At 70.6% G+C, this 18,993-nt stretch carries 14 protein-coding genes; 7 read left to right on the plus strand and 7 right to left on the minus strand.

Going from position 1 to position 18,993, the window contains the following annotated elements; translation table 11 throughout:
- Nucleotides 1–58: 58 nt before the first annotated feature.
- The 5 genes from ABT158_RS02130 to ABT158_RS02150 all read right to left on the minus strand — a co-directional run bounded on the left by ABT158_RS02130 (nucleotide 59) and on the right by ABT158_RS02150 (nucleotide 6,381).
- Nucleotides 59–1,432: a M1 family metallopeptidase gene (locus ABT158_RS02130; RefSeq protein ID WP_352349934.1), complete on the minus strand. Its 1,374-nt coding sequence runs from the start codon at nucleotides 1,430–1,432 to the stop codon at nucleotides 59–61.
- A gap of 82 nt (nucleotides 1,433–1,514) precedes the next feature.
- Nucleotides 1,515–2,414, minus strand: a complete 900-nt coding sequence (locus tag ABT158_RS02135; protein ID WP_352349936.1) for a carbohydrate ABC transporter permease — start codon at nucleotides 2,412–2,414, stop codon at nucleotides 1,515–1,517.
- The gene (locus ABT158_RS02140) at nucleotides 2,411–3,784 is read right to left on the minus strand and encodes an ABC transporter permease (protein WP_352349938.1); all 1,374 of its coding nucleotides are present in this window, start codon (nucleotides 3,782–3,784) and stop codon (nucleotides 2,411–2,413) included. The genes ABT158_RS02135 and ABT158_RS02140 overlap by 4 nt, the downstream gene beginning before the upstream one ends.
- A 12-nt stretch (nucleotides 3,785–3,796) precedes the next feature.
- Nucleotides 3,797–5,125 (minus strand): ABC transporter substrate-binding protein, encoded by a 1,329-nt coding sequence (locus tag ABT158_RS02145; protein ID WP_352349940.1) that lies wholly within the window; start codon nucleotides 5,123–5,125, stop codon nucleotides 3,797–3,799.
- A gap of 8 nt (nucleotides 5,126–5,133) precedes the next feature.
- Entirely contained in the window at nucleotides 5,134–6,381 is a 1,248-nt protein-coding gene (locus tag ABT158_RS02150) for an ABC transporter substrate-binding protein (RefSeq protein WP_352349942.1), read from the minus strand.
- Between the two features lie 130 nt (nucleotides 6,382–6,511).
- Here ABT158_RS02150 and ABT158_RS02155 point away from each other — a divergent pair, with 130 nt between their 5' ends.
- From ABT158_RS02155 to ABT158_RS02165, 3 genes are read left to right on the plus strand one after another with little or no spacing between them, the layout of a single operon-like run.
- Nucleotides 6,512–7,018, plus strand: coding sequence for a PadR family transcriptional regulator (locus ABT158_RS02155; RefSeq protein ID WP_352349944.1), 507 nt, complete (start codon nucleotides 6,512–6,514; stop codon nucleotides 7,016–7,018).
- Entirely contained in the window at nucleotides 7,015–7,743 is a 729-nt protein-coding gene (locus ABT158_RS02160) for an ABC transporter ATP-binding protein (RefSeq protein WP_352349946.1), read from the plus strand. Before ABT158_RS02155 ends, ABT158_RS02160 begins: the two co-directional genes overlap by 4 nt.
- Nucleotides 7,740–10,010, plus strand: coding sequence for an ABC transporter permease (locus ABT158_RS02165; RefSeq protein ID WP_352349948.1), 2,271 nt, complete (start codon nucleotides 7,740–7,742; stop codon nucleotides 10,008–10,010). Before ABT158_RS02160 ends, ABT158_RS02165 begins: the two co-directional genes overlap by 4 nt.
- An 18-nt stretch (nucleotides 10,011–10,028) precedes the next feature.
- Here ABT158_RS02165 and treS read toward each other — a convergent pair whose 3' ends face one another.
- Together treS and ABT158_RS02175 are read right to left on the minus strand one after the other, a co-directional pair.
- On the minus strand, nucleotides 10,029–11,723 hold the full coding sequence (gene treS / locus ABT158_RS02170) for a maltose alpha-D-glucosyltransferase (RefSeq protein ID WP_352349950.1): 1,695 nt from the start codon (nucleotides 11,721–11,723) through the stop codon (nucleotides 10,029–10,031).
- Between the two features lie 264 nt (nucleotides 11,724–11,987).
- A complete protein-coding gene (locus tag ABT158_RS02175; RefSeq protein ID WP_352349952.1) occupies nucleotides 11,988–13,610 on the minus strand; it encodes an asparagine synthetase B family protein in 1,623 nt (540 codons plus the stop codon).
- Nucleotides 13,611–13,726: 116 nt separating this feature from the next.
- Between ABT158_RS02175 and ABT158_RS02180 the strand changes: the two genes are divergently transcribed.
- From ABT158_RS02180 to ABT158_RS02195, 4 genes are all read left to right on the plus strand, one after another.
- Nucleotides 13,727–15,538, plus strand: a complete 1,812-nt coding sequence (locus ABT158_RS02180; RefSeq protein ID WP_352349954.1) for a hypothetical protein — start codon at nucleotides 13,727–13,729, stop codon at nucleotides 15,536–15,538.
- 16 nt (nucleotides 15,539–15,554) lie between these two features.
- On the plus strand, nucleotides 15,555–16,187 hold the full coding sequence (locus ABT158_RS02185) for an anticodon-binding protein (RefSeq protein WP_352349956.1): 633 nt from the start codon (nucleotides 15,555–15,557) through the stop codon (nucleotides 16,185–16,187).
- Nucleotides 16,188–16,350: 163 nt separating this feature from the next.
- Nucleotides 16,351–17,691 (plus strand): diaminopimelate decarboxylase, encoded by a 1,341-nt coding sequence (lysA, locus tag ABT158_RS02190; RefSeq protein ID WP_352350483.1) that lies wholly within the window; start codon nucleotides 16,351–16,353, stop codon nucleotides 17,689–17,691.
- Nucleotides 17,688–18,977, plus strand: a complete 1,290-nt coding sequence (locus tag ABT158_RS02195) for a homoserine dehydrogenase (protein WP_352349958.1) — start codon at nucleotides 17,688–17,690, stop codon at nucleotides 18,975–18,977. The genes lysA and ABT158_RS02195 overlap by 4 nt, the downstream gene beginning before the upstream one ends.
- Nucleotides 18,978–18,993: the final 16 nt, after the last annotated feature.

An 18,993-nucleotide genomic window follows, 5' to 3' on the forward strand; every position in this document is an offset into this window, starting at 1 on the left:
TTATCTAGGTCTGGTACGGCTTGCCGCCCAAACGGACGCGCAGGCCGTACCGGAATGATCACAACGACGGCTTGCCGGGCTGGAAGAGCCAGGCGTCGAAGAGGGCGTCGAGCTGCCTGCCGGACACGCGTTCGGACAGGGCGACGAAGGCGGCGGTGTCGGCGTTGCCGTACTTGTGGTCGTTCGCCCAGGTGCGCAGGATCGTGAAGAACGCGCTGTCGCCGACGGTCCGGCGCAGGACGTGCAAGGTCGCCGCGCCGCGGTCGTAGACGGGGTCGTGGAAGAGCGCGGCGGCGCCGCCGGGGTCGGCGGCAGGCGTCTGCCAGAACTCGTCGTCGGCGGGCCTGGCGTAGACGCCGTCGAAGGACGCCTGGACGGTCCGGCTGCCGATCTTCTCCAGCCAGAGCCATTCGGCGTACGTCGCGAAGCCCTCGTTCAGCCAGATGTCCCGCCATAAGGTGGGCGTCACCGAGTCGCCGAACCACTGGTGGGCCAGCTCGTGCGCGAGCAGCGACTCGCCGGGCACCACGGGGTAGATGGGCCGGGTCTGGGTCTCCAGGGCGTAGCCGACGTTCGGCTCGTGGTCCACGATCCCGCCGGTGGAGGAGAAGGGGTACGGGCCGAAGAGCGAGCTGAAGTAGTCCAGGACGGGGGCGTGGCGGGCGGCGAAGTCCGTGGCCTTGCCGGCGAGCTTGGGGTCCACGGCGGTGATCACCCGGTAGCCGCCTGACCTGGTGTCGGTGAGCTGGAACTTGCCGATCGACACCGTGGTCAGGTAACTGGCCATGGGCTCGCGGGCGTCCCACACGTAGGTGGTGCGGCCGCCGGCCGTCGTCCTGGCCACCAGGTCGCCGTTGGCCACCGCGACCCTGGTGCTGGGGACGGTGACCGTGAACCGGTACGTCGCCTTGTCCGACAGGTGATGGTTGCCGGGGTACCAGGTCATCGCGCCCTGCGGCTCGTTGGCGTTGAAGACGCCGTCGCTGGTCCTGATCCAGCCGTCCCTGGAGCCGTCGGGGTCGAGGACGTGGGTGGGCCTGCCGTCGTACCGGACGACGACGGAGAAGCCCTGGCCGGAGGCGAGCGCGGCGGCGGGGGTGACGACCAGTTCGTCGCCGCTGCGGGTGAAGGCGGCGGGCCGGCCGTCCATGGTGACCGAGCGTACGGACAGCGAGCCGGACAGGTCGAGGTCGAAGCGGCTGAGCGCCTGGGTGGCGCGGGCGGTGACGGTGGCGACGCCGGTCAGGGCGTTGGAGGAGGGCTCGTAGTCGAGGGCGAGGTCGTAGTGGCCGGCGTCGTAGCCGCCGTTCCCCTGGCCGGGGAAGTACGGGTCGCCCGCCCCGGGCGCGCCCGGGGTGCCGCCGAGCGCGGCGGCGGGGGTGAGGGGGAGGGAGATGAAGGCTGCTGCGGCGAGGGCGAGAAGACGCTTCATGAACAATCATCGGAGGTCCGTAAGGACATGTTACGGGCGCCCGCCTGCCCCCCTCGGGAGGCGGGCGCCCGCCGGGAATGGCCTACTTGACGGAACCGGCCATCATGCCCTGGACGAAGTACCGCTGGAAGGCGAAGAACAGCAGCAGCGGGATGATCAGTGACAGGAACGCCCCGGAGGAGAGGATGTCGACGTTCGATCCGAACTGCCGCATCTGGGACTGCAGGGCCTTGGTCATCGGCTGGTTGTCGGTGTTGGCGAACACGAGCGCGATGAGCATGTCGTTCCACACCCACAGGAACTGGAAGATCCCCAGCGAGGCGATGGCCGGCTTGCCCAGCGGGAACACGACCTGGGCGAAGATCTTCCACTCGGGTGCGCCGTCCATCCTGGCCGCCTCCAGGAGCGAGGCCGGGATGCCGACGAAGAAGTTGCGCAGCAGGAAGATGGCGAACGGCAGGCCGAACGCCGTGTGGAACAGCACCACGCCGGGGATCGTGCCGAAGATCCCGATACCGCCGTAGAAGGCGGCGACGGGGATCAGCGCGATCTGGATCGGCACGATCAGCAGGCCCACCACGACCAGGAACGCCGTGTCCCGGCCGCGGAACTCCATCCACGCGAACGCGTACGCCGCCATGGCCGCGATGCCGATCACCAGGATCGTGGTCGGCACGGTGATGGCCACCGTGTTCCAGAACGACGAGGTGAAGCCGCTGGCCAGCAGGTTCTTGTAGTTGGCCAGGGTCAGCTCGGCGGGCTTGGTGAAGATCGTCCACCAGCCCTCGGCGTTGTTCACCTTCACCGTGCGCAGGGAGACGACCAGCAGGCCGAGCGTCGGCACCAGCCAGAACAGGCCGAGCACGATCATGACCACCTGGACGGCCCCGCCGCCGAGGCGGTCCACGATCCTGCTCGCCACGCCCCTGCGCGGCGCGCCCGACTCCAGCCGGTGAGACGCCTTCACGGTCGCGGTCGTCATGTGTCTTCCCTTCTGAACCGGCGGATGTTCATGATCATGAAGGGGAGGACCAGGATGAGCAGGAACACCGCGAGTGCGCTGCCGAGCCCCTGGTTGTTCCCGCCGCCGAACGACACGCGCCACATCTCCAGCGCGACCACGTTCGACTGCGGCTGAACCGAGGCCGGCGCGATGATGTAGACCAGGTCGAAGACCTTCAGCGTATTGATGATCATCGTCACGAAGACGACGAGCAGCACCGGCGACAGCAGCGGCACGGTGATCCGCCGGAACACCTGCCACTCGGTCGCGCCGTCGATGCGGGCGGCCTCCAGGGCGTCCCGCGGGATGGCGGCGAGGCCGGCGGCGATCAGCACCATCGCGAACCCGGCCCACACCCAGACGAACGCGCCGATGATCGCCGGCGTGATGAGCGTCTGGCCGAGCCAGGTCAGGCCGCCGTAGCTGGCCTGGAAGTTCGACTCCGGCAGCCGTACGACGTAGGAGCCCGCGGGCAGGCCGTCGAAGCGGAACGTGCCGTCGTCGGCGGTCGTCGCGGTGCCCGCCACCTTGCCGTTCTGGACCGCCTCGACCGTGATGCCGGGCAGGCCCTTCTCCGTCGGGTCGACCGCGCCGCTCTGGCCGCCGCCGCCCTGGGTGAAGTCGAACCAGACGGTCCCGGCCAGGCCGTCGCCCGAGGGGGCGCGGGCGGGCTGGGCGTTGGACGGCATGGTCTGCGGCTTGACGCCGACGATCGGGATCAGCACCGGCCGGCCCGCCTGGGCGGGCTCCTTGGTGACGACCGCGCCGTTCTGCTCGGTCACCGGAGAGTCGTCGCCGCCGCGCGGCCGGGCCTCGGGGTAGCCCTTGGAGGAGGAGAACGTGTCGTGCACGGTGGTGAGCACGGCGTTGGCCAGGCCCTTGTCGGGGCTCTCCTCGTACACCAGGCGGAAGATGACGCCCGCGGCCATCAGCGAGACCGCCATCGGCATGAACACGATCAGCTTGAACGCCGTCGCCCACTTGATGCGCTCGGTCAGCACCGCGAAGATCAGGCCGATCGTGGTGACCACGATCGGGGCCACGACCACCCAGATGAGGTTGTTGCGGATCGTGACCAGCATGCCCTGGTCGCTGAAGATCGTGGCGTAGTTGCCCAGCCCCACGAACCCGCTGCCCGAGGCGTCGAACAGGCTGCGGAAGATGGAGTAGACGATGGGGTAGACCACCCAGACGCCGAGCAGCAGAGCCGCCGGCAGGAGGAAGGCGATGGCGACCGCCGGCGATGGGCCGAGGCGTCGTCTCGTACGGGGGGTTTCAGCCGGTCCTGCGGAGGGCCCGCCCGCGATCTTCGCGGGCGGGGCCGCCGGGCCGTCCAACCGTTCGGTCACGGCCTTACCTCTTTACTTCCAGGCCTTCTTGGCCTCGGCCTCGAGCGCCGCCTGGGCGCCCTTGACGTCGCTCGGGTTGCGCAGGAAGTCCTGCAGGACCTTCCACTCGCCCTTGCCGTCGGTGCCGCCGAAGGCGCTCGGGGCCAGGTCCGACATGTCGTAGCGGACGGCGTCACCGGCGGAGACGATCGTCTGGCCGAGCTGCTTGGTCAGCTCGTCGGGGTAGTTGTCGGGGGAGACGTTCTTGTTGGGCGACAGGTAGCCGGGGAGCTTGGCCCAGATCTCGCCGCCCTCCTTGGAGGCCAGGAACTGCACCAGGGCCATCGCGCCGGGGGAGTCCTTCATGACCACGGCCACGTCGCCGCCGAGCACGACCGGGGCGGTGTCGCCGGCCTTCGGGAACGGGAAGTACTTGGCGCCCTCGCCGACCTTGGCGCCGTCCTGGGTGGCCTGGGTGGCGACGAAGTCGGCCTCGATGACCATGGCGGCCTTCTTGTTGCCGTAGACCTTGGTCACGCAGGTCGGGAAGTCGGTCTGCAGCGCGCCGGAGGCGCCGTCGAGCACGAACTCCTTCTTGCCCGCGATCTGCGCGATCTTCTCCAGGGCGGTGGCGACGCTGGCGTCGGTCCAGGGGATCTCGTGCTTGGAGAGCTTGTCGTAGTTCTCCGGGCCGGCGCTGGACAGGTAGACGTTCTCGAACAGGTCGGTCAGCGTCCAGCCGGAGGCGCCGCAGAGGGAGAAGGGCGGGGTGCCGGAGTCGGCGATGGTCTGGCCGGCCTTGATCAGCTCGTCCCAGGTCGTCGGTACCTGGACGCCGGCCTCCTCGAACGCGTCGGAGCGGTACCAGACGAGCGACTTGTGCGCGGCCTTGATCAGCACGCCGTACACCTTGCCGTCGGCGGAGCCGAGCTCCTTCCAGTACGGCGTGTAGTTGGTGTCGATCTCCTGGGTGACCTCGGCGGACAGCGGCTTGAGCGCGTCCTGCTTGGCGTACTGCTGAACCAGACCCGGCTGCGGCAGGATCGCGACGTCCGGCGGGTTCTTGCCCTGGATGCGCGGGCCGAGGTAGGCGCCGGTGTCCTCACCCGTGGAGGCGTAGGTGACGGTGGCGCCGGTCTTGTCGGAGAAGGCCTTGAGCACCTGCTCGAAGTTCTTCTGCTCCGCGCCGGTCCACTTGGCCGCGACCTCCAGCTTGACGCCTTCGAGCGTCTTGGCGCCGGCGGCGGAACTGGCCGGCGCCGACTCCGAGGCGGTGGGGGTCGTCGTCGTCGGGGCGTTGCCGCAGGCGGCGACGGCTACCGCTAGCCCTGCCAGGACTACTGCTGCACTGGCTTTACGCATGGCTTGCCTCACTGGGTTCTGATGATCTCTTCGAGTTCGGACTTCATGGAGGCCGCGACGTCGTCGGCGGACTCGTTCTCGGGGTCGGCCAGGGCCTTGGCGACCGAGCTGGCGATCACCAGGCTCACCTGGTTGTAGTTGGCGCTCACCGGCCGTGGTTTGGCGGCGAGGATGCTCTCCTTGAGCACCGGCAGGTACGGGAACCGCTTGATCAGGGCCGGGTCGTCGTACAGCTCGGTCCACACGGGCGGGAAGGAGCCCTCGGTGAGGACGCGGCGTTCGTTCTCCAGGCTGGTGAAGTAGCGGATGAACTGCTGTGCGGTCTGCTGGTGCTTGGAGTAGGCGCTGACGGCCAGGTTGGTCCCGCCGAGGGAGCTGGATCCCTGACCGTTGAGTCCGGGCAGCCGGGTCACCGCGAAGCGGTCGCCCAGCTTGGCCCTGGCAGGGCCGTAGGCGTGCGGCCAGTTGCGGGCGAAGGCCAGCTTCCCGTCCTGGAAGGCCAGCCGGGTCTCCTCCTCCTTGAAGGTGAGGGAGTCGCCGGTGATCCAGCGCTCCCGCAGCCCCTGCATCAGGAAGTCGAGCGCGATCTTCCCCTTGGCCGGATCGAGGGTCACTTCCGTGCCGTCGTGGTTGAGAATCTGCCCGCCCGCCGACTGCACTGCCTCGGAGAAGTTCACGGTCAGGCCTTCGTAGGCCAGGAGTTGGGCCGCATAGCCTCCGATATCCCGCTTTTTCGTTACCTCTCGTGCCTTATCGCGAAGTTCCGCCCAGGTCTGTGGCGGCTTCTTGATGAGATCGGTCCGGTAGTAGAGCAGTCCCGCGTTGCTGGTGTACGGGACGGCCCAGAGCTTGCCCTTGTAGACGGCCGTGTCCACGACGGGCGGCAGGAACCTGTCGAGCGGGAACAACCCGCGCTCCAGGGGGATGATCCAGCCGTTCTCCGCGAACTCGGCGGTCCACACCACGTCGAGCCCCAGCACGTCGTAGCGGTTGCTCTGGGCCTGGAGGTTGGCCACCATCTGGGCGCGTTGCTCGTCAGCGGCCTCGGGCAGCTCCAGCAGCGTCACCTTCTCGGCCGGGTGGGCCTGGTTCCAGCGGTCCAGCAGGGGTTGCAGGTACGCCGTGGTGTCGCGTCCGGTGGCGAAGGTGATCGGGCCTGTGCCGCCCGTCCCCTTCTCGCCGCTGCCCTCGTCACCCGCCACCGTGCATCCGGCCGCCAGCACGACGACCAGAGCGAACGAAAGCGGGCGCAGCACTCTGTTTCCTCCACAATCAGCGGGGTTACATACGTGTTAGGTAGATGCATTCATGTTATGCACACCTGTAATCTGATGGTCAACGGATACCTACGTAACGCTCACGTAACACAAAGCGGGGAGGTGAGGCGTGCGGCTTCACCTGCTGGCGCTCCTGGCCAAGGAACCGGCCCACGGCTACGAGCTCAAACAGGCCCTTGAACAGACGTTCGGCAGCGCCTACCCCTCCCCGAACATCGGGCAGATATACGTGACGCTCGGCCGGCTGGAGAAGGACGGGCTGGTCAGGGCCGTCGACGTCGAACAGTCCAACCGGCCGAACAAGAAGGTCTACTACCTGACCGCCAAGGGCCGCGACCTGCTCACCATCTGGGTCGACGAGCCCACAGAAGGGCCCAGGGTGCGCGACGAGTTCTTCATGAAGCTCGTGCTCGCGCCGCTCACCGGCATCGCCGACCGGATGGCGCTGATCAGTCGCCAGCGCCGCCACTACCTGTCGCTCATGGGCGACCTCAATGACCTGCTCTCCCGTACGGAGCCCACCGACCGGGTGGCCCTGCTGCTGATCGAAGGGGCCATGCTGCACCTTCAGGCCGATCTTGACTGGCTGGAGCGATGCCAGGAGGATCTGGCATGAGCTCGGTCCTAAAAACGGTCAATCTGGTCAAAATCTACCAAGATGGCGCAGTGCCGGTGCCGGCCGTGCGCGGGGTGGACCTCCAGGTCGAGCCGGGCGAGTTCGTCGCGGTGATGGGGCCGTCCGGCTCGGGCAAGTCCACGCTCGTGCACATGCTCGGCGGCCTCGACGCGCGCACCAGCGGCGAGATCTGGCTCGACGGGCAGCGGGTCGACACCCTCTCCGAGAGCGCCTGGGCGCTGCTGCGGCGCAAGAAGGTCGGCTTCGTCTTCCAGTTCTTCAACCTGGTCGCCAACATGACCGTCGGCGACAACGTCGAGCTGCCCGCGCTGCTGGCCGGAGCCTCGCCCAAGGTGGCCCGCGAGCGGCGCGAGAGCCTGCTCGGCGCGCTCAACCTGGCCGACCGCGCCGGGGCCTCGCCCGCCCAGCTCTCCGGCGGCGAGCAGCAGCGCGTCGCGCTGGCCAGGGCCCTGGCCAACAAGCCCAGCCTGCTGCTGGCCGACGAGCCCACCGGCAACCTCGACAGCCGCAACACGCGCGACGTGCTGCGCCTGCTCAGCGACGTGCACAAAGAGGGGCAGACGATCGTCATGGTCACCCACGACGCCCGGGTGGCGGGCCTGGCCGACCGGCTGGTGTCGCTGTTCGACGGCGAGATCGTCGACGACGGCCGCATCGCCCGCCGCCGCACCCGCACCGCCGGCGAGGTGATCGACCTCCGATGAGCACCACCCTGGCCGGAAGCCGGTGGATCAAGGCCGACCTGCGGGCCAGGAAGGGCCAGGCGGTGCTCACCGTGCTGGTCGTGGCCGGGATCGTGGCCGCCCTGATCACCGCGGCGACCCTCCTGGAGGACGGCACCAACCCGTGGCGCAGCCTGTCGGCCCAGACCGACGGCGCCCACGTCTGGGTCTACACCGACGACGACCCCGACGTCGCCCTGGGCGGCATCGACGGCGTCACCGGCACCGCGGGCCCCTACCGCTCGGCGCCCGTCACCGTGGCGCAGGAGGGCAAGAAGGAGCCCGCGTCGCTGCGCGCGATGCCCGCCTCGCCGCCCCGGGTGGCCCATCCCGTGCTGGCCGAGGGCAGGTGGCTCGACGGCTCGCAGCCTGACGGCGTGGTCGTCGAACACTCCTTCGCCAGGTCGCTGGGCCTGGCGATCGGCTCACCGTTCACCGTCATCGCGCTCAGCGGCGAGCGCCACACCCTGTACGTGCGCGGCATCGCCGACTCCGCCGACCAGGGCTTCTACCCCGAATGGACCCCCGGGCTGGCCTGGGTGCTGCCCGCCACGCTCGACCGCGTCGAGCCCATGCTGGGCCGCAGCGAATGGGTCACCGGGCTGCGCCTGTCCGACCCCGACGCCAGCCAGGTCGTGGCCCAGCGCGTCGTGGTGATGCTGGAGGACAAGCTCCAGCGCGTCTACACCTGGCGCGAGGTCAGGGCCGCGATGGAGCTGGACAACCGGCTGCTCGGCACGCTGCTCGCGCTGTTCGGCGTGGTCGGCATGGTCGCGGCGGCGCTCGCGCTGGCCAACGCCGCCGGCGGCCGGGTGCTCGGCCAGCTCCGCGACCTGGCCACGCTCAAGTCGATGGGCTTCACCGGCGGTCAGGTCGCCCTGCTGCTCCTGGTCGAGCACGGCGCGCTCGGCCTGCTCGGCGTCGGTCTCGGCGCGCTGGCGGGCTGGGGGGCGACCGCGGTGGTGCTCGGCACGTACTCGGCCGCGCCGGTGCCGGTGCTGGCCATCGTGGCGGGCACGGCGCTGGTCGTCCTCGGCGCGGTGGGGGTGCCCGCCTGGCGGGGGGCGCGCACGCCCCCGATCCCCGCCGTGCCGGCCTCGCCGCCGCGCGGCCACCTGTCCCGGCTGGCCCGGCTCGGCCTGCTCGTACGCCTCCCGCCCGCCCTGATCCTGGGCACCCGCGACGCCTTCACCAGGCGCGTGCCGGCGTTCCTGACGGCGTTCGGCCTGGCCGTGCCGATGATGATGATCACGATCGGCCTCGGCGTCTGGGCCACCCTCGACAACTTCCTCAGCCACCCCGAACAGGTCGGCCAGCACGCCAGCCTGTACGTCCGCCCCGGCAAGCAGATGGAGTCGGCCGAGGCCCAGCGCATCGCCGAACGTGATCGCGACGTGCGCTCGGTCTACCCGGGCACCGACGTGAACGCCCTGGCCCCGGGCGAGGCCCGGTCGGTCCGGGTACGGGCGGTCGGCAGCTCGACCGACCCCTACCCGTTCCCCGTGATGGAGGGCAGGGGCTACGCCGAGCGCGGCGAGGCGGTCGCCGGGCAGGGTCTGCTCGACCTGCTGGGGGTCAGGATCGGCGACCGGGTGCGGCTGACCGTGGGCGGCTCGCCGCTGATCGTCCGGATCGTGGGCCGCACCGTCGAGCCCGACCTGGACGGCGAGGTGCTCTCGGTGGGCCTGGACAGCCTGGCCGCCAAGGACTCCGTGCCGCCCCAGTACTACGCGCTGGCCCTGCGGCCGGGCGCCGACAAGGCGGAGGTGCGCGCCAGGCTGCTGGCCGAGTCGGGGGAGAACCTCGACGTGCAGGCCGCGGTCAACCCGGCCGACCGGCTGTCGATCATCAGAGTGGTGATCGTGGCGCTGATCGCCGTGCTGGCCCTGATCGGCCTGGCCAACCTGCTCACCGCGAGCGCGATCGGCCTGCGCGACCACGCCTTCGACCTGGCCGTGCTCAAGGCCATGGGGCTGACGCCACGCCAGGTCATGGCCACGCTGGTGACCGGCACCGGCCTGCTGGTCGTGCTCGGCGTCGGCGCCGGCACGGCGGTGGGGGCGTCCGTGGTGGTGGGCCTGATCGACCTGCAGGGTCACACGAGCGGCGTGGGCGCGGGCATCGGCCGCGCGCCCTCGCCGGTGACGCTGGGACTGGCCGTGGTGACGGCAGTGGGCACGGCCCTCGCGGTGGCGCTCATTCCCGCCCGCCGCGCGGCCCGTGCCCAGGTGCCCGTCACGTCACGCTGATCTGCCCGGGGGCTGTGCTCAGTCCCCGGCCTTCAGCGCGAACCAGTAGAAGCCGTGGCCCGGCAGGGTCAGCAGGTAGGGCAGCTCACCGATCTTCGGGAAGCGCACCCCGCCGCGGGCCTCGACCGGCACCATGCCCTCGAACCTGCGCAGGTCCAGCTCGACGGGCTGCGGGAACTTCGACAGGTTGTTGACGCAGAGCATCACGTCGTCGCGGTCCTCGCGCACGTACGTGAGCACGCACGGGTTGGAGGACCACATTTCGGTGTAGGCGCCGAGGCCGAACACCGGGTGGTTCTTGCGGATCTCCAGCATGCTGCGGGTGAAGTGCAGCAGGGAGCCCGCGTGGCGCTGCTGGGCCTCCACGTTGACCGCCTGGAAGCCGTAGATCGGGTCCATGACGGCCGGCAGGTAGAGGCGGCCCGGGTCGGCCGAGGAGAACCCGGCGTTGCGGTCGGGGCTCCACTGCATCGGCGTGCGGACCGAGTCGCGGTCCTCCAGCCAGATGTTGTCGCCCATGCCGATCTCGTCGCCGTAGTACATGACCGGCGAGCCCGGCAGCGACAACAACAGCGCCGTGAACAGCTCGATCAGGTCCCGGTTGTTGTCCAGCAGGGGCGCCAGCCGGCGCCGGATGCCGAGGTAGGCCCGCATGCGCGGGTCCTTGGCGTACTCCTTGTGCATGTAGTCGCGCTCTTCCTCGGTCACCGTCTCGAGCGTCAGCTCGTCGTGGTTGCGCAGGAAGATGCCCCACTGTGCCGTGTCGGGCAGCTTGGGGGTGCGGGACATGATCTCGGAGATCGGCTCGCGGGTCTCCTTCTTCACCGCCATGTAGATGCGCGGCATCAGCGGGAAGTGGAAGGCCATGTGGCACTCGTCGCCGCCGGTGGTGGGGTCGCCGAAGTACTCCACGACGTCCTCGGGCCAGCCGTTGGCCTCGGCCAGCAGCACCCGGTCGGGGTAGAGCCGGTCGACCTCCGAGCGGATCTTCTTCAGGTACGCGTGCGTCTCGGGCAGCCCGGAGCACGCCGTGCCCTCACGCTCGAACAGGTACGGCACCGCGTCGAGGCGGAAACCGTCGATCCCCAGGTCGAGCCAGAACCGCAGCACCTCCAGCATGGCCTCCTGCACCGCCGGGTTGTCATAGTTCAGGTCCGGCTGGTGGTGGAAGAAACGGTGCCAGTAGTACTGCTTGCGCACGGGGTCGTACGTCCAGTTGGACTCCTCGGCGCCGATGAAGATGATCGGCGCGTCCGGATAGCCGGTGGGCTCGTCGGACCAGACGTAGAAGTCCCCGTAGGGCCCCTCCGGATCGTGCCTGGAGGCCTGGAACCACGGGTGCCTGTCGCTGGTGTGGTTCATGACCAGGTCGGTGATGATCCGCAGGCCCCGCTCGTGCGCGGCCTCGATCAACTGGACGAAGTCCCCCAGGTCGCCAAAATCCGGAAGGATCTTCATATAGTCCGAAATGTCATAACCGCCATCGCGCAGCGGAGACTCGTACAGCGGCAGCAGCCAGAGGCAGTCGACGCCGAGCCATTCCAGGTACCCGAGCTTCTCGATGAGACCGCGCAGGTCGCCCGTGCCGTCACCGTTGGAGTCCTTGAACCCCCGGACGAGAACCTCGTAGAACACCGCCCGCTTGTACCATCGCGGATCTTCCGAGACGAAAGCCTCAGAGATCGACTCAGGTGATGGGGATGCGTTGATCATGATGTCGCTCACAGGAAGAGATGTGGGCAGGACGAAGTCACCGGTTACCCCGGCGTTCTTAGCTGGTGACCGCGCCGCGTGGAGTCGTCATCCCTGCGAACTCCATGCCCTCGAACGAGACCTGATTTGTGATCTGGTGCCCGTTTGTTGCGGCGCTTACGGGCCGAACACTACCAGCCCGGTGGCTTTCCGGAACCCGCTTCTGCTGTGCGACGTGTAATACCCGCGAGATCCGTACGTAATCGCCCTGTTACCCAGAGTTCACTAAAAAGGTGCGGTGACGTCCGGGAGGTCGTTCTCGAAGTCGTTCAGCCAGAGTCCGAAAAGCACCAGTCCGCGCACCCAGAAACGGTCGTTCCAGCCGTTGAACCGGGTCAGCGCGTCCGGACCGCCGGCGATCACCTCGTGCAGCTCGTCGGAGAGCATCGCGGGCACGCGCCGGGCCACGACTTCGAGCATGGCGTGGGAATAGGCCCGCGCAGGCGCGGCCGTGGAACGCAGGGGCACCCGCTGGAGCGGCTGCTTGACCACGTTCGTGGACGGCAGCGCGGCCACCCTCGGGTTGGCCGCGTGCAGCACCTCGCGGTAGAAGCGGCCCTTGTCCTTGCGCGCGACGCCGACGCTGAGCGCGGCGTCGAAGAAGGCGGGATGGATGAACGGCGCCGCGAACGACGCCTCCGGCCCCACCAGGTTGACCGCCGAACGCGCGATGCCGCGCACGGTCCTGGTGTGCAGCACCGACAGCGGCAGCTCGGCCCGGTGGCCGTGGAGCATCGAGGTGGCCGCCGCGAACTGCTCGCGCACGGTCTCCTCCATCCACTGCGCGGCCGCCTTGGACAGGAACGGCTGCGCGGGCGCGCCCAGCGACAGCGAGCCCAGCAGCGCCGCCGACCGCTCGGCCTGCGTCCTGGCCTCCAGCGCGGCGCCGCTGACCATGAAGTTCTTCAGCAGCGGGCCGCCGGCCAGGCCGTCGACCAGGATGCGGCCCGAGCCGTGCACCTCCTTGGCGAACGGCGCGTACCAGGCGTGGTGCGGCGTCAGGTACTCCAGCCGGCGGGCCACCTCGGCGGCGTCGGCGGGGTAGGCGGCGGCGTCCTGGGTGACGACCCGGTGCGGGATGCCCAGCTCGCGGGTGATCGCCCTGGCGAAGGCGATGTCGGTGTCGGTGCCATCGTCGGGGCTGGTGGTCCACGACTCGACGTCGGCGCCGCGGGCCATGGCCACGCTGGCCAGCAGGCGCGAGTCGTAGCCGCCGCTGACCGGCACGAGCAGCCTGCGGCCGTCGTAGTCCTGGTAGACGTGGTGCAGCAGCTCGACGATCTCCTCGGGGCTGGTCCACGCCTCGTACGGCTCGGTGCGCAGCCAGCGCGGCAACCGGCGCTCAGTGGCCAGCCGGCCGTGCTCGAAGACCAGCGCGCTCGACCCTGGCAGCCGCCTGACCTCCTGGTACGGGGTCGCCTCGCCCAGCGGGAACGTCACCTGGATGATCGAGGCCCAGGCGGCCCAGTCGATCTCGATGGGCACCAGGCTGAGCAACGGCTGGATCAGCGAGGAGAAGTAGACCGCGTCGCCATGCCGCACGTAGTAGACGTCGACCAGGCCGAGCGCGCCCGCGTGCAGCGTCACCCGCGCGCCGTCGCCGATCAGGCCGGGCGTCTCGTACGTCTCCGCGACCGTCATCCAGTCCTCGGCGGCGGCGGGCTTGCGCTCACCCCACGAGAACGCGAACGCGCCGCCCGCCCGGTGGTACGGCGGCAGCGGCGCGGAGCTGAACAGCGCGGCCTCGTCCGTCTGGAGCGCGGGCCGCACCTTGGGGCCCGCGGCGGTGAGTTTGCCCAGTATGGAGGTGTCGATCCGGCCGAGAGCGCCGCATACGTAGGGTCGCACGTTGAACTGCACCGGATCTCATCCCTTCGAGACGCTCCCTGCAAAAGAGTATCCTTTGCCGGGCTGAGAGAGCGGAGGTCCGGTTGTCTACCGAGCTGGAAAGCACGCGTCGGGCGTTGCGGGAAGCTGTCGCGCAGGCCGAGCGCGCGGCCGAACTGGCCAGGCTGCTGGACGCCGCGCAGTCCAGGCTGGCGGCCGCCGAGGAGAGCGCCGAGGAGGCCAGGAAGCTGGCCGAGCAGCTGAGCGAGACCGAGGAGCGGCTGGAGGCCGAGCGGGCCGCGGCCGACAGGCTGCGCAAGGAGCTGGCCGAGCAGCGCTTCCAGGCCGAGGTGGCCAACTGGAAGCTGTCCTCGATCAAGGTCGCCCGCTGGAACCGGCTCGGCGACGCCATCAAGAGCGGCAAGAACAACCCGATGCGCCTGGCCAAGGGGCTCAAGGGCGCGGCCAGGCCGGTCAAGCGGCCCAGCGCGCCCAAGCGCCGGCCGGTGGCCGTCCAGGGGGCCAAGGAGGCGCGTCCGGGGGTGTCGTTCCAGGCCACCAGCACGACCAGGACGCTGGGCGGTGCCTCGTTCCGGCTCAAGCCGTACCGGATCCCCACCGGGCCCAACACCCGCCCGCACCTGACCGCCGCCGTCGTCGCCGATCCGCACGTCGAGGCGCTGCTGCGCTACGAATGGCGTCAGACGACCGGGTTCACGCCGCGCGACTTCGCCCGCGTGCTGCCGCTGGAGGTGCCCCACCTGCTCGTGGTGGAGTCCGTCACGCAGGGGCCGTGGCTGGAGGAGCTGACCGGCGAGCCGGGCGAGGGGCTCAGGGCGCTGCTGGCCTGGTGCGCCGAGCGCGGCATCCGCACCGTCTTCTGGCACACCCAGGGCGACGTGGCCGACTACGCCGCCGCGGCCGAGCTGTTCGAGCACCGCTTCACCACCGACATGACGGTCCCGTGGCCGCGCCTGCACTTCGGCGTGCAGCCCCGAGTGCACAACCCGCTGCCGCTGGCCGGCGGGCGGGTCGACCGGGTGCTCACGCTCGACCAGCTGCTGCCGCCGCACCTGGCCTATCCCGACGTGCTCACCTCCTACCGCTGGCCGGCCGCGGCCGACTGCCCGCCGGGCACGCCGCAGTGGCGGCTGGCCGAGATCGCCGCCTGCGGCACGCCGATCGGCACCGAGCCGGACTCGCGGCGGGCGCACGTGGCGCTGCGCCGGGCCTACGGCACCGGGACGATGACCGAGCGCGTGGACGAGCTGCTGGAGGCCATCGGCCTGCCCAGCGCCCGCGCCACCCTCGACACCTCCGTGCTGCTGCCGATCCTCGACCCGTCGCTCATGGAGCACGCGCTGGCCCAGGTGGCCAGGCAGTCCGGCGTGGCCCAGGTGATCGTCATCGGGCCGCCCGAGGCCGAGCTGCGCGCCCGCGACGTGCTGATCGACGCCGAGGTGCTGTACCGGCGGCCCCACCCCGCCATGAGCGAGGGCGCGATGCTGGCCAAGGGCCTCGACCTGTGCGAGGCCGACCTGGTCGCGGTCATGGACCCGCGCGACGTCTACGGCCCGCACTACCTGTCCGACCTGCGCCGGGCCTTCCTGTTCAGCACGGCCGACATCGTCGGCAAGGCCGCCTTCTACGCCCACCTGCGCAAGCCCCAGGCGACCCTGCTCAAGCAGCCCGAGGCCGAGTACGCCTACCTCCCCGAGATCGCCGGGGCCACCCTGCTCGCCCGCAGGAACGCCCTGCGCGAGGTGGGCTTCGCCGACCTCACCGAGGGCTGGGACGAGGTCATGATGCGCCAGTGCCGCACCGACGGCGTCAAGGTGTTCTCCGCCGACCGGTTCGGCTACGTGCGGGTGCGCGACGAGGACCGCTGGCTGCTCGGCGCGGCCCACCTGGTCGAGTACGGCTCGGCGGAGCCGCACGCGCTGATCTGACGCCTACGCTGAGCCGATGACCGACCTGCTCGCCCAGTCGCTGGCGGAGGTGCTGGGGGAGCCGCCGGCGCCCGAGGGCACGTGGGAGCGGGAGGCCGTCTACGTGACGGCCGCCGCCCTGCGCCGCCGCGTCCCGCCGGCCGAGCTGGCCGCGCGGGTGCGGGCGGTCGACGGGGTGGCCGAGGCGCAGGCGCGGCCGAACGGCTTCCTGCGCATCGTCGTGGACGCGCCGGGACGGCTGGTCGAGTCCCTGGACGCGCCCGCCCTGCCCGAGCCCGGCTGGCCCGACTTCCCGCGCACGTGGGACAACCCGGGCTTCGTCGTCCGGTACGCCCACGTCCGTGCCTGTGCGGTGCGGCGGTGGGCCGGGGAGCTGGGGGTGCCGCTCACCGGCTTCCGGCCCGAGCTGCTCGACGGCCCCTACGACCGCCGGGTGCTGCGGGTGCTGGCCGAGCTGCCCGGACGCGCCGTCAGCCGCGACCCCGGCTGGGACGCCTACTCCGTCCGGCTGGCGCTGGCCTACCACGACGCCCACGAGCACGCCCCCGCCGTCCCGATGGGGGACGAGCCGGTCCGGCCGGTGCACACGGCGCGGTTGCGGCTGACGGAGGCCGTCCGGGGGGTACTGGTTGGGCCGGAAAGATTGTGATGAATCGTAAAATATCCGGCTAAAGCGCGAAAAATCGTGAAAATGTTGCTTGTGGACCTTGATCGTGTCTCGATACGTGGGCAGCGGTCCTGGAAGGGGCGGCGGTTCCGATAGCCTCGATCGGGTGAGCTTCGTCCATCCAGCCGGGGACCGGCACGCCGAGATGCTGCCCCACGAGCGCCCCCCGATGGCGCCCGCCGACCTCAACCGGATCGACCCCGCGATCTGGCCCCGAACGTCGACCCGGACCGACGGCACGCTCACGGTCGGCGGCGTCGACGTGCGCGACCTGGCCCGCGAGTTCGGCACGCCGCTCTACGTCCTCGACGAGGCCGACGTACGCTCACGCATGCGCGACTACGCCACGGCCTTCCAGGGCTCCGAGGTCCACTACGCGGGCAAGGCGTTCCTGTGCAAGGAGATCGTGCGCTGGCTGGCCGACGAGGGCCTCGGGCTCGACGTCGCCAGCGGCGGCGAGCTGGCGGTGGCGCTCAGCGTCGGCTTCCCGCCCGAGCGCATCACCCTCCACGGCAACAACAAGTCCACGGCCGAGCTGACCCGCGCCCTGGAGTGCGGCGTCGGGCACATCGTGGTCGACTCCTACGAGGAGATCGCCCGCCTCGGCTACCTCGCCGAGCAGCTCGGCAGGCGGCCCAAGGTGATGATCCGGGTGACCACCGGGGTCGAGGCCCACACCCACGAGTTCATCGCCACGGCCCACGACGACCAGAAGTTCGGCCTGTCGCTCAACACCGGCGCCGCCGCCGAGGCCGTGCGCCGCATCCTCGCGCTGCCGCAGCTCGACCTGGTCGGCCTCCACTCCCACATCGGGTCGCAGATCGTCGACACCGCCGGGTTCGAGGTGGCCGCGCGGCGGCTGGCCACGCTGCTCGTGCAGATCAAGGACGAGCACGACGTCGTCCTGCCCGAGCTCGACCTCGGCGGCGGCTACGGCATCGCCTACGTCGAGGGCGACGAGGCCCCCGACATCAAGGAGCTGGCCGACGGCCTGCGCGAGATCGTCACCAAGGTCTGCGCCGACGCCGGCCTGCCGGTGCCGCGCCTGACCGTCGAGCCGGGCCGCACCATCGTGGGTCCGGGCGGCATCACCCTCTACGAGGTCGGCACGGTCAAGGACGTCGAGGGGCTGCGCACGTACGTCAGCGTCGACGGCGGCATGAGCGACAACGTGCGCACCGCCCTCTACGGCGCCGAGTACACCGCCGCCCTCGTCAGCCGCGCCAGCGACGCCGCGCCCATGCTCAGCCGCCTGGTCGGCAAGCACTGCGAGAGCGGCGACATCCTCGTGCGCGACTTCCACCTGCCCGCCGACCTGGCGCCCGGCGACCTTGTCGCCGTGGCCGCGACCGGCGCCTACTGCCGTTCGCTGGCCAGCAACTACAACTACCTGCCCAGGCCCGCCGTGGTCGCCGTCGCCGACGGCGCGGCCCGGGTGATCGTGGCGGGCGAGACCGAGGACGACCTGTTGAGGGGGCAGCTGTGAAACCGCTGAAAGTGGCTCTGCTGGGCTGCGGCGTCGTCGGCTCGCAGGTCATCAGGCTCCTGCACGAGCAGGCCGACGACCTGGCCGCGCGCATCGGCGCGCCGCTGGAGCTGGCCGGCGTGGCCGTGCGCCGGCTCGGGCGCAAGCGCGACATCGAGGTCGACCCGGCGCTGCTGACCACCGACGTCGAGTCGCTGGTCACCCGCGACGACATCGACATCGTCGTCGAGGTGATCGGCGGCATCGAGCCGGCCCGCACGCTCATCGTGGCCGCCCTCGAACGCGGCAAGTCGGTCGTCACCGCCAACAAGGCCCTGCTGGCCGAGGACGGCTCGTCCCTGCACGAGGCGGCCCGCCGGGGCGGCGGCGACCTCTACTTCGAGGCCAGCGTCGCCGGCGCGATCCCGCTGCTGCGCCCGCTGCGCGAGTCGCTGGCCGGCGACCACGTCAAGCGCGTGCTCGGCATCGTCAACGGCACCACCAACTACATCCTCGACAAGATGGACACCTCGGGCGCGTCCTTCACCGACGCCCTGGAGGAGGCCCAGACGCTCGGCTACGCCGAGGCCGACCCGACGGCCGACGTCGAGGGCTTCGACGCCGCCGCCAAGGCCGCGATCCTGGCCGGCCTGGCCTTCCACAGCCGGGTCACCGCCGACCAGGTGCACCGCGAGGGCATCACCGAGATCACCGCGACCGACGTCGCCTCCGCCAAGGCCATGGGCTACGTCATCAAGCTGCTGGCCATCTGCCAGCGCTCCGACGACGGCCGGTCGTTCGGCGTGCGGGTGCACCCGGCGATGATCCCGCGCACCCACCCGCTGGCGGGGGTGCGCGAGGCGTACAACGCGGTGTTCGTGGAGGCCGAGTCGGCCGGGCAGCTCATGTTCTACGGCAAGGGCGCCGGCGGCGCGCCGACGGCCTCGGCCGTGCTCGGCGACCTGGTGGCCGTCGGCCGCAACCGGCTGGCCGGCACCCACGGGCCCGAGGAGTCCACCTACGCCGACCTGGCCGTCCACCCGATGGGCGACACGGTCACGCGCTGCCACGTGGCGCTCGACGTGGCCGACAAGCCGGGCGTGCTGGCACGGGTGGCCGACCTGTTCGCCAAGCACGACGTGTCCATCCAGACCGTCCGCCAGGAGGGGCACGGCGACGACGCCCAGCTCGTCATCGTCAGCCACCGCGCCACCGACGCGGCCCTCACGGCGACCATGGAGGGGCTGCGCGAGCTCGACATCGTCCGCGCGGTCGCCGGCGTGATGCGCGTGGAGGGCGACGACTGACGCCCGCCCCGCCCGG

Origin of the sequence: Nonomuraea sp. NPDC001636 (genome assembly GCF_040298265.1) — a bacterium.
In the GTDB taxonomy this organism is placed as follows: domain Bacteria; phylum Actinomycetota; class Actinomycetes; order Streptosporangiales; family Streptosporangiaceae; genus Nonomuraea.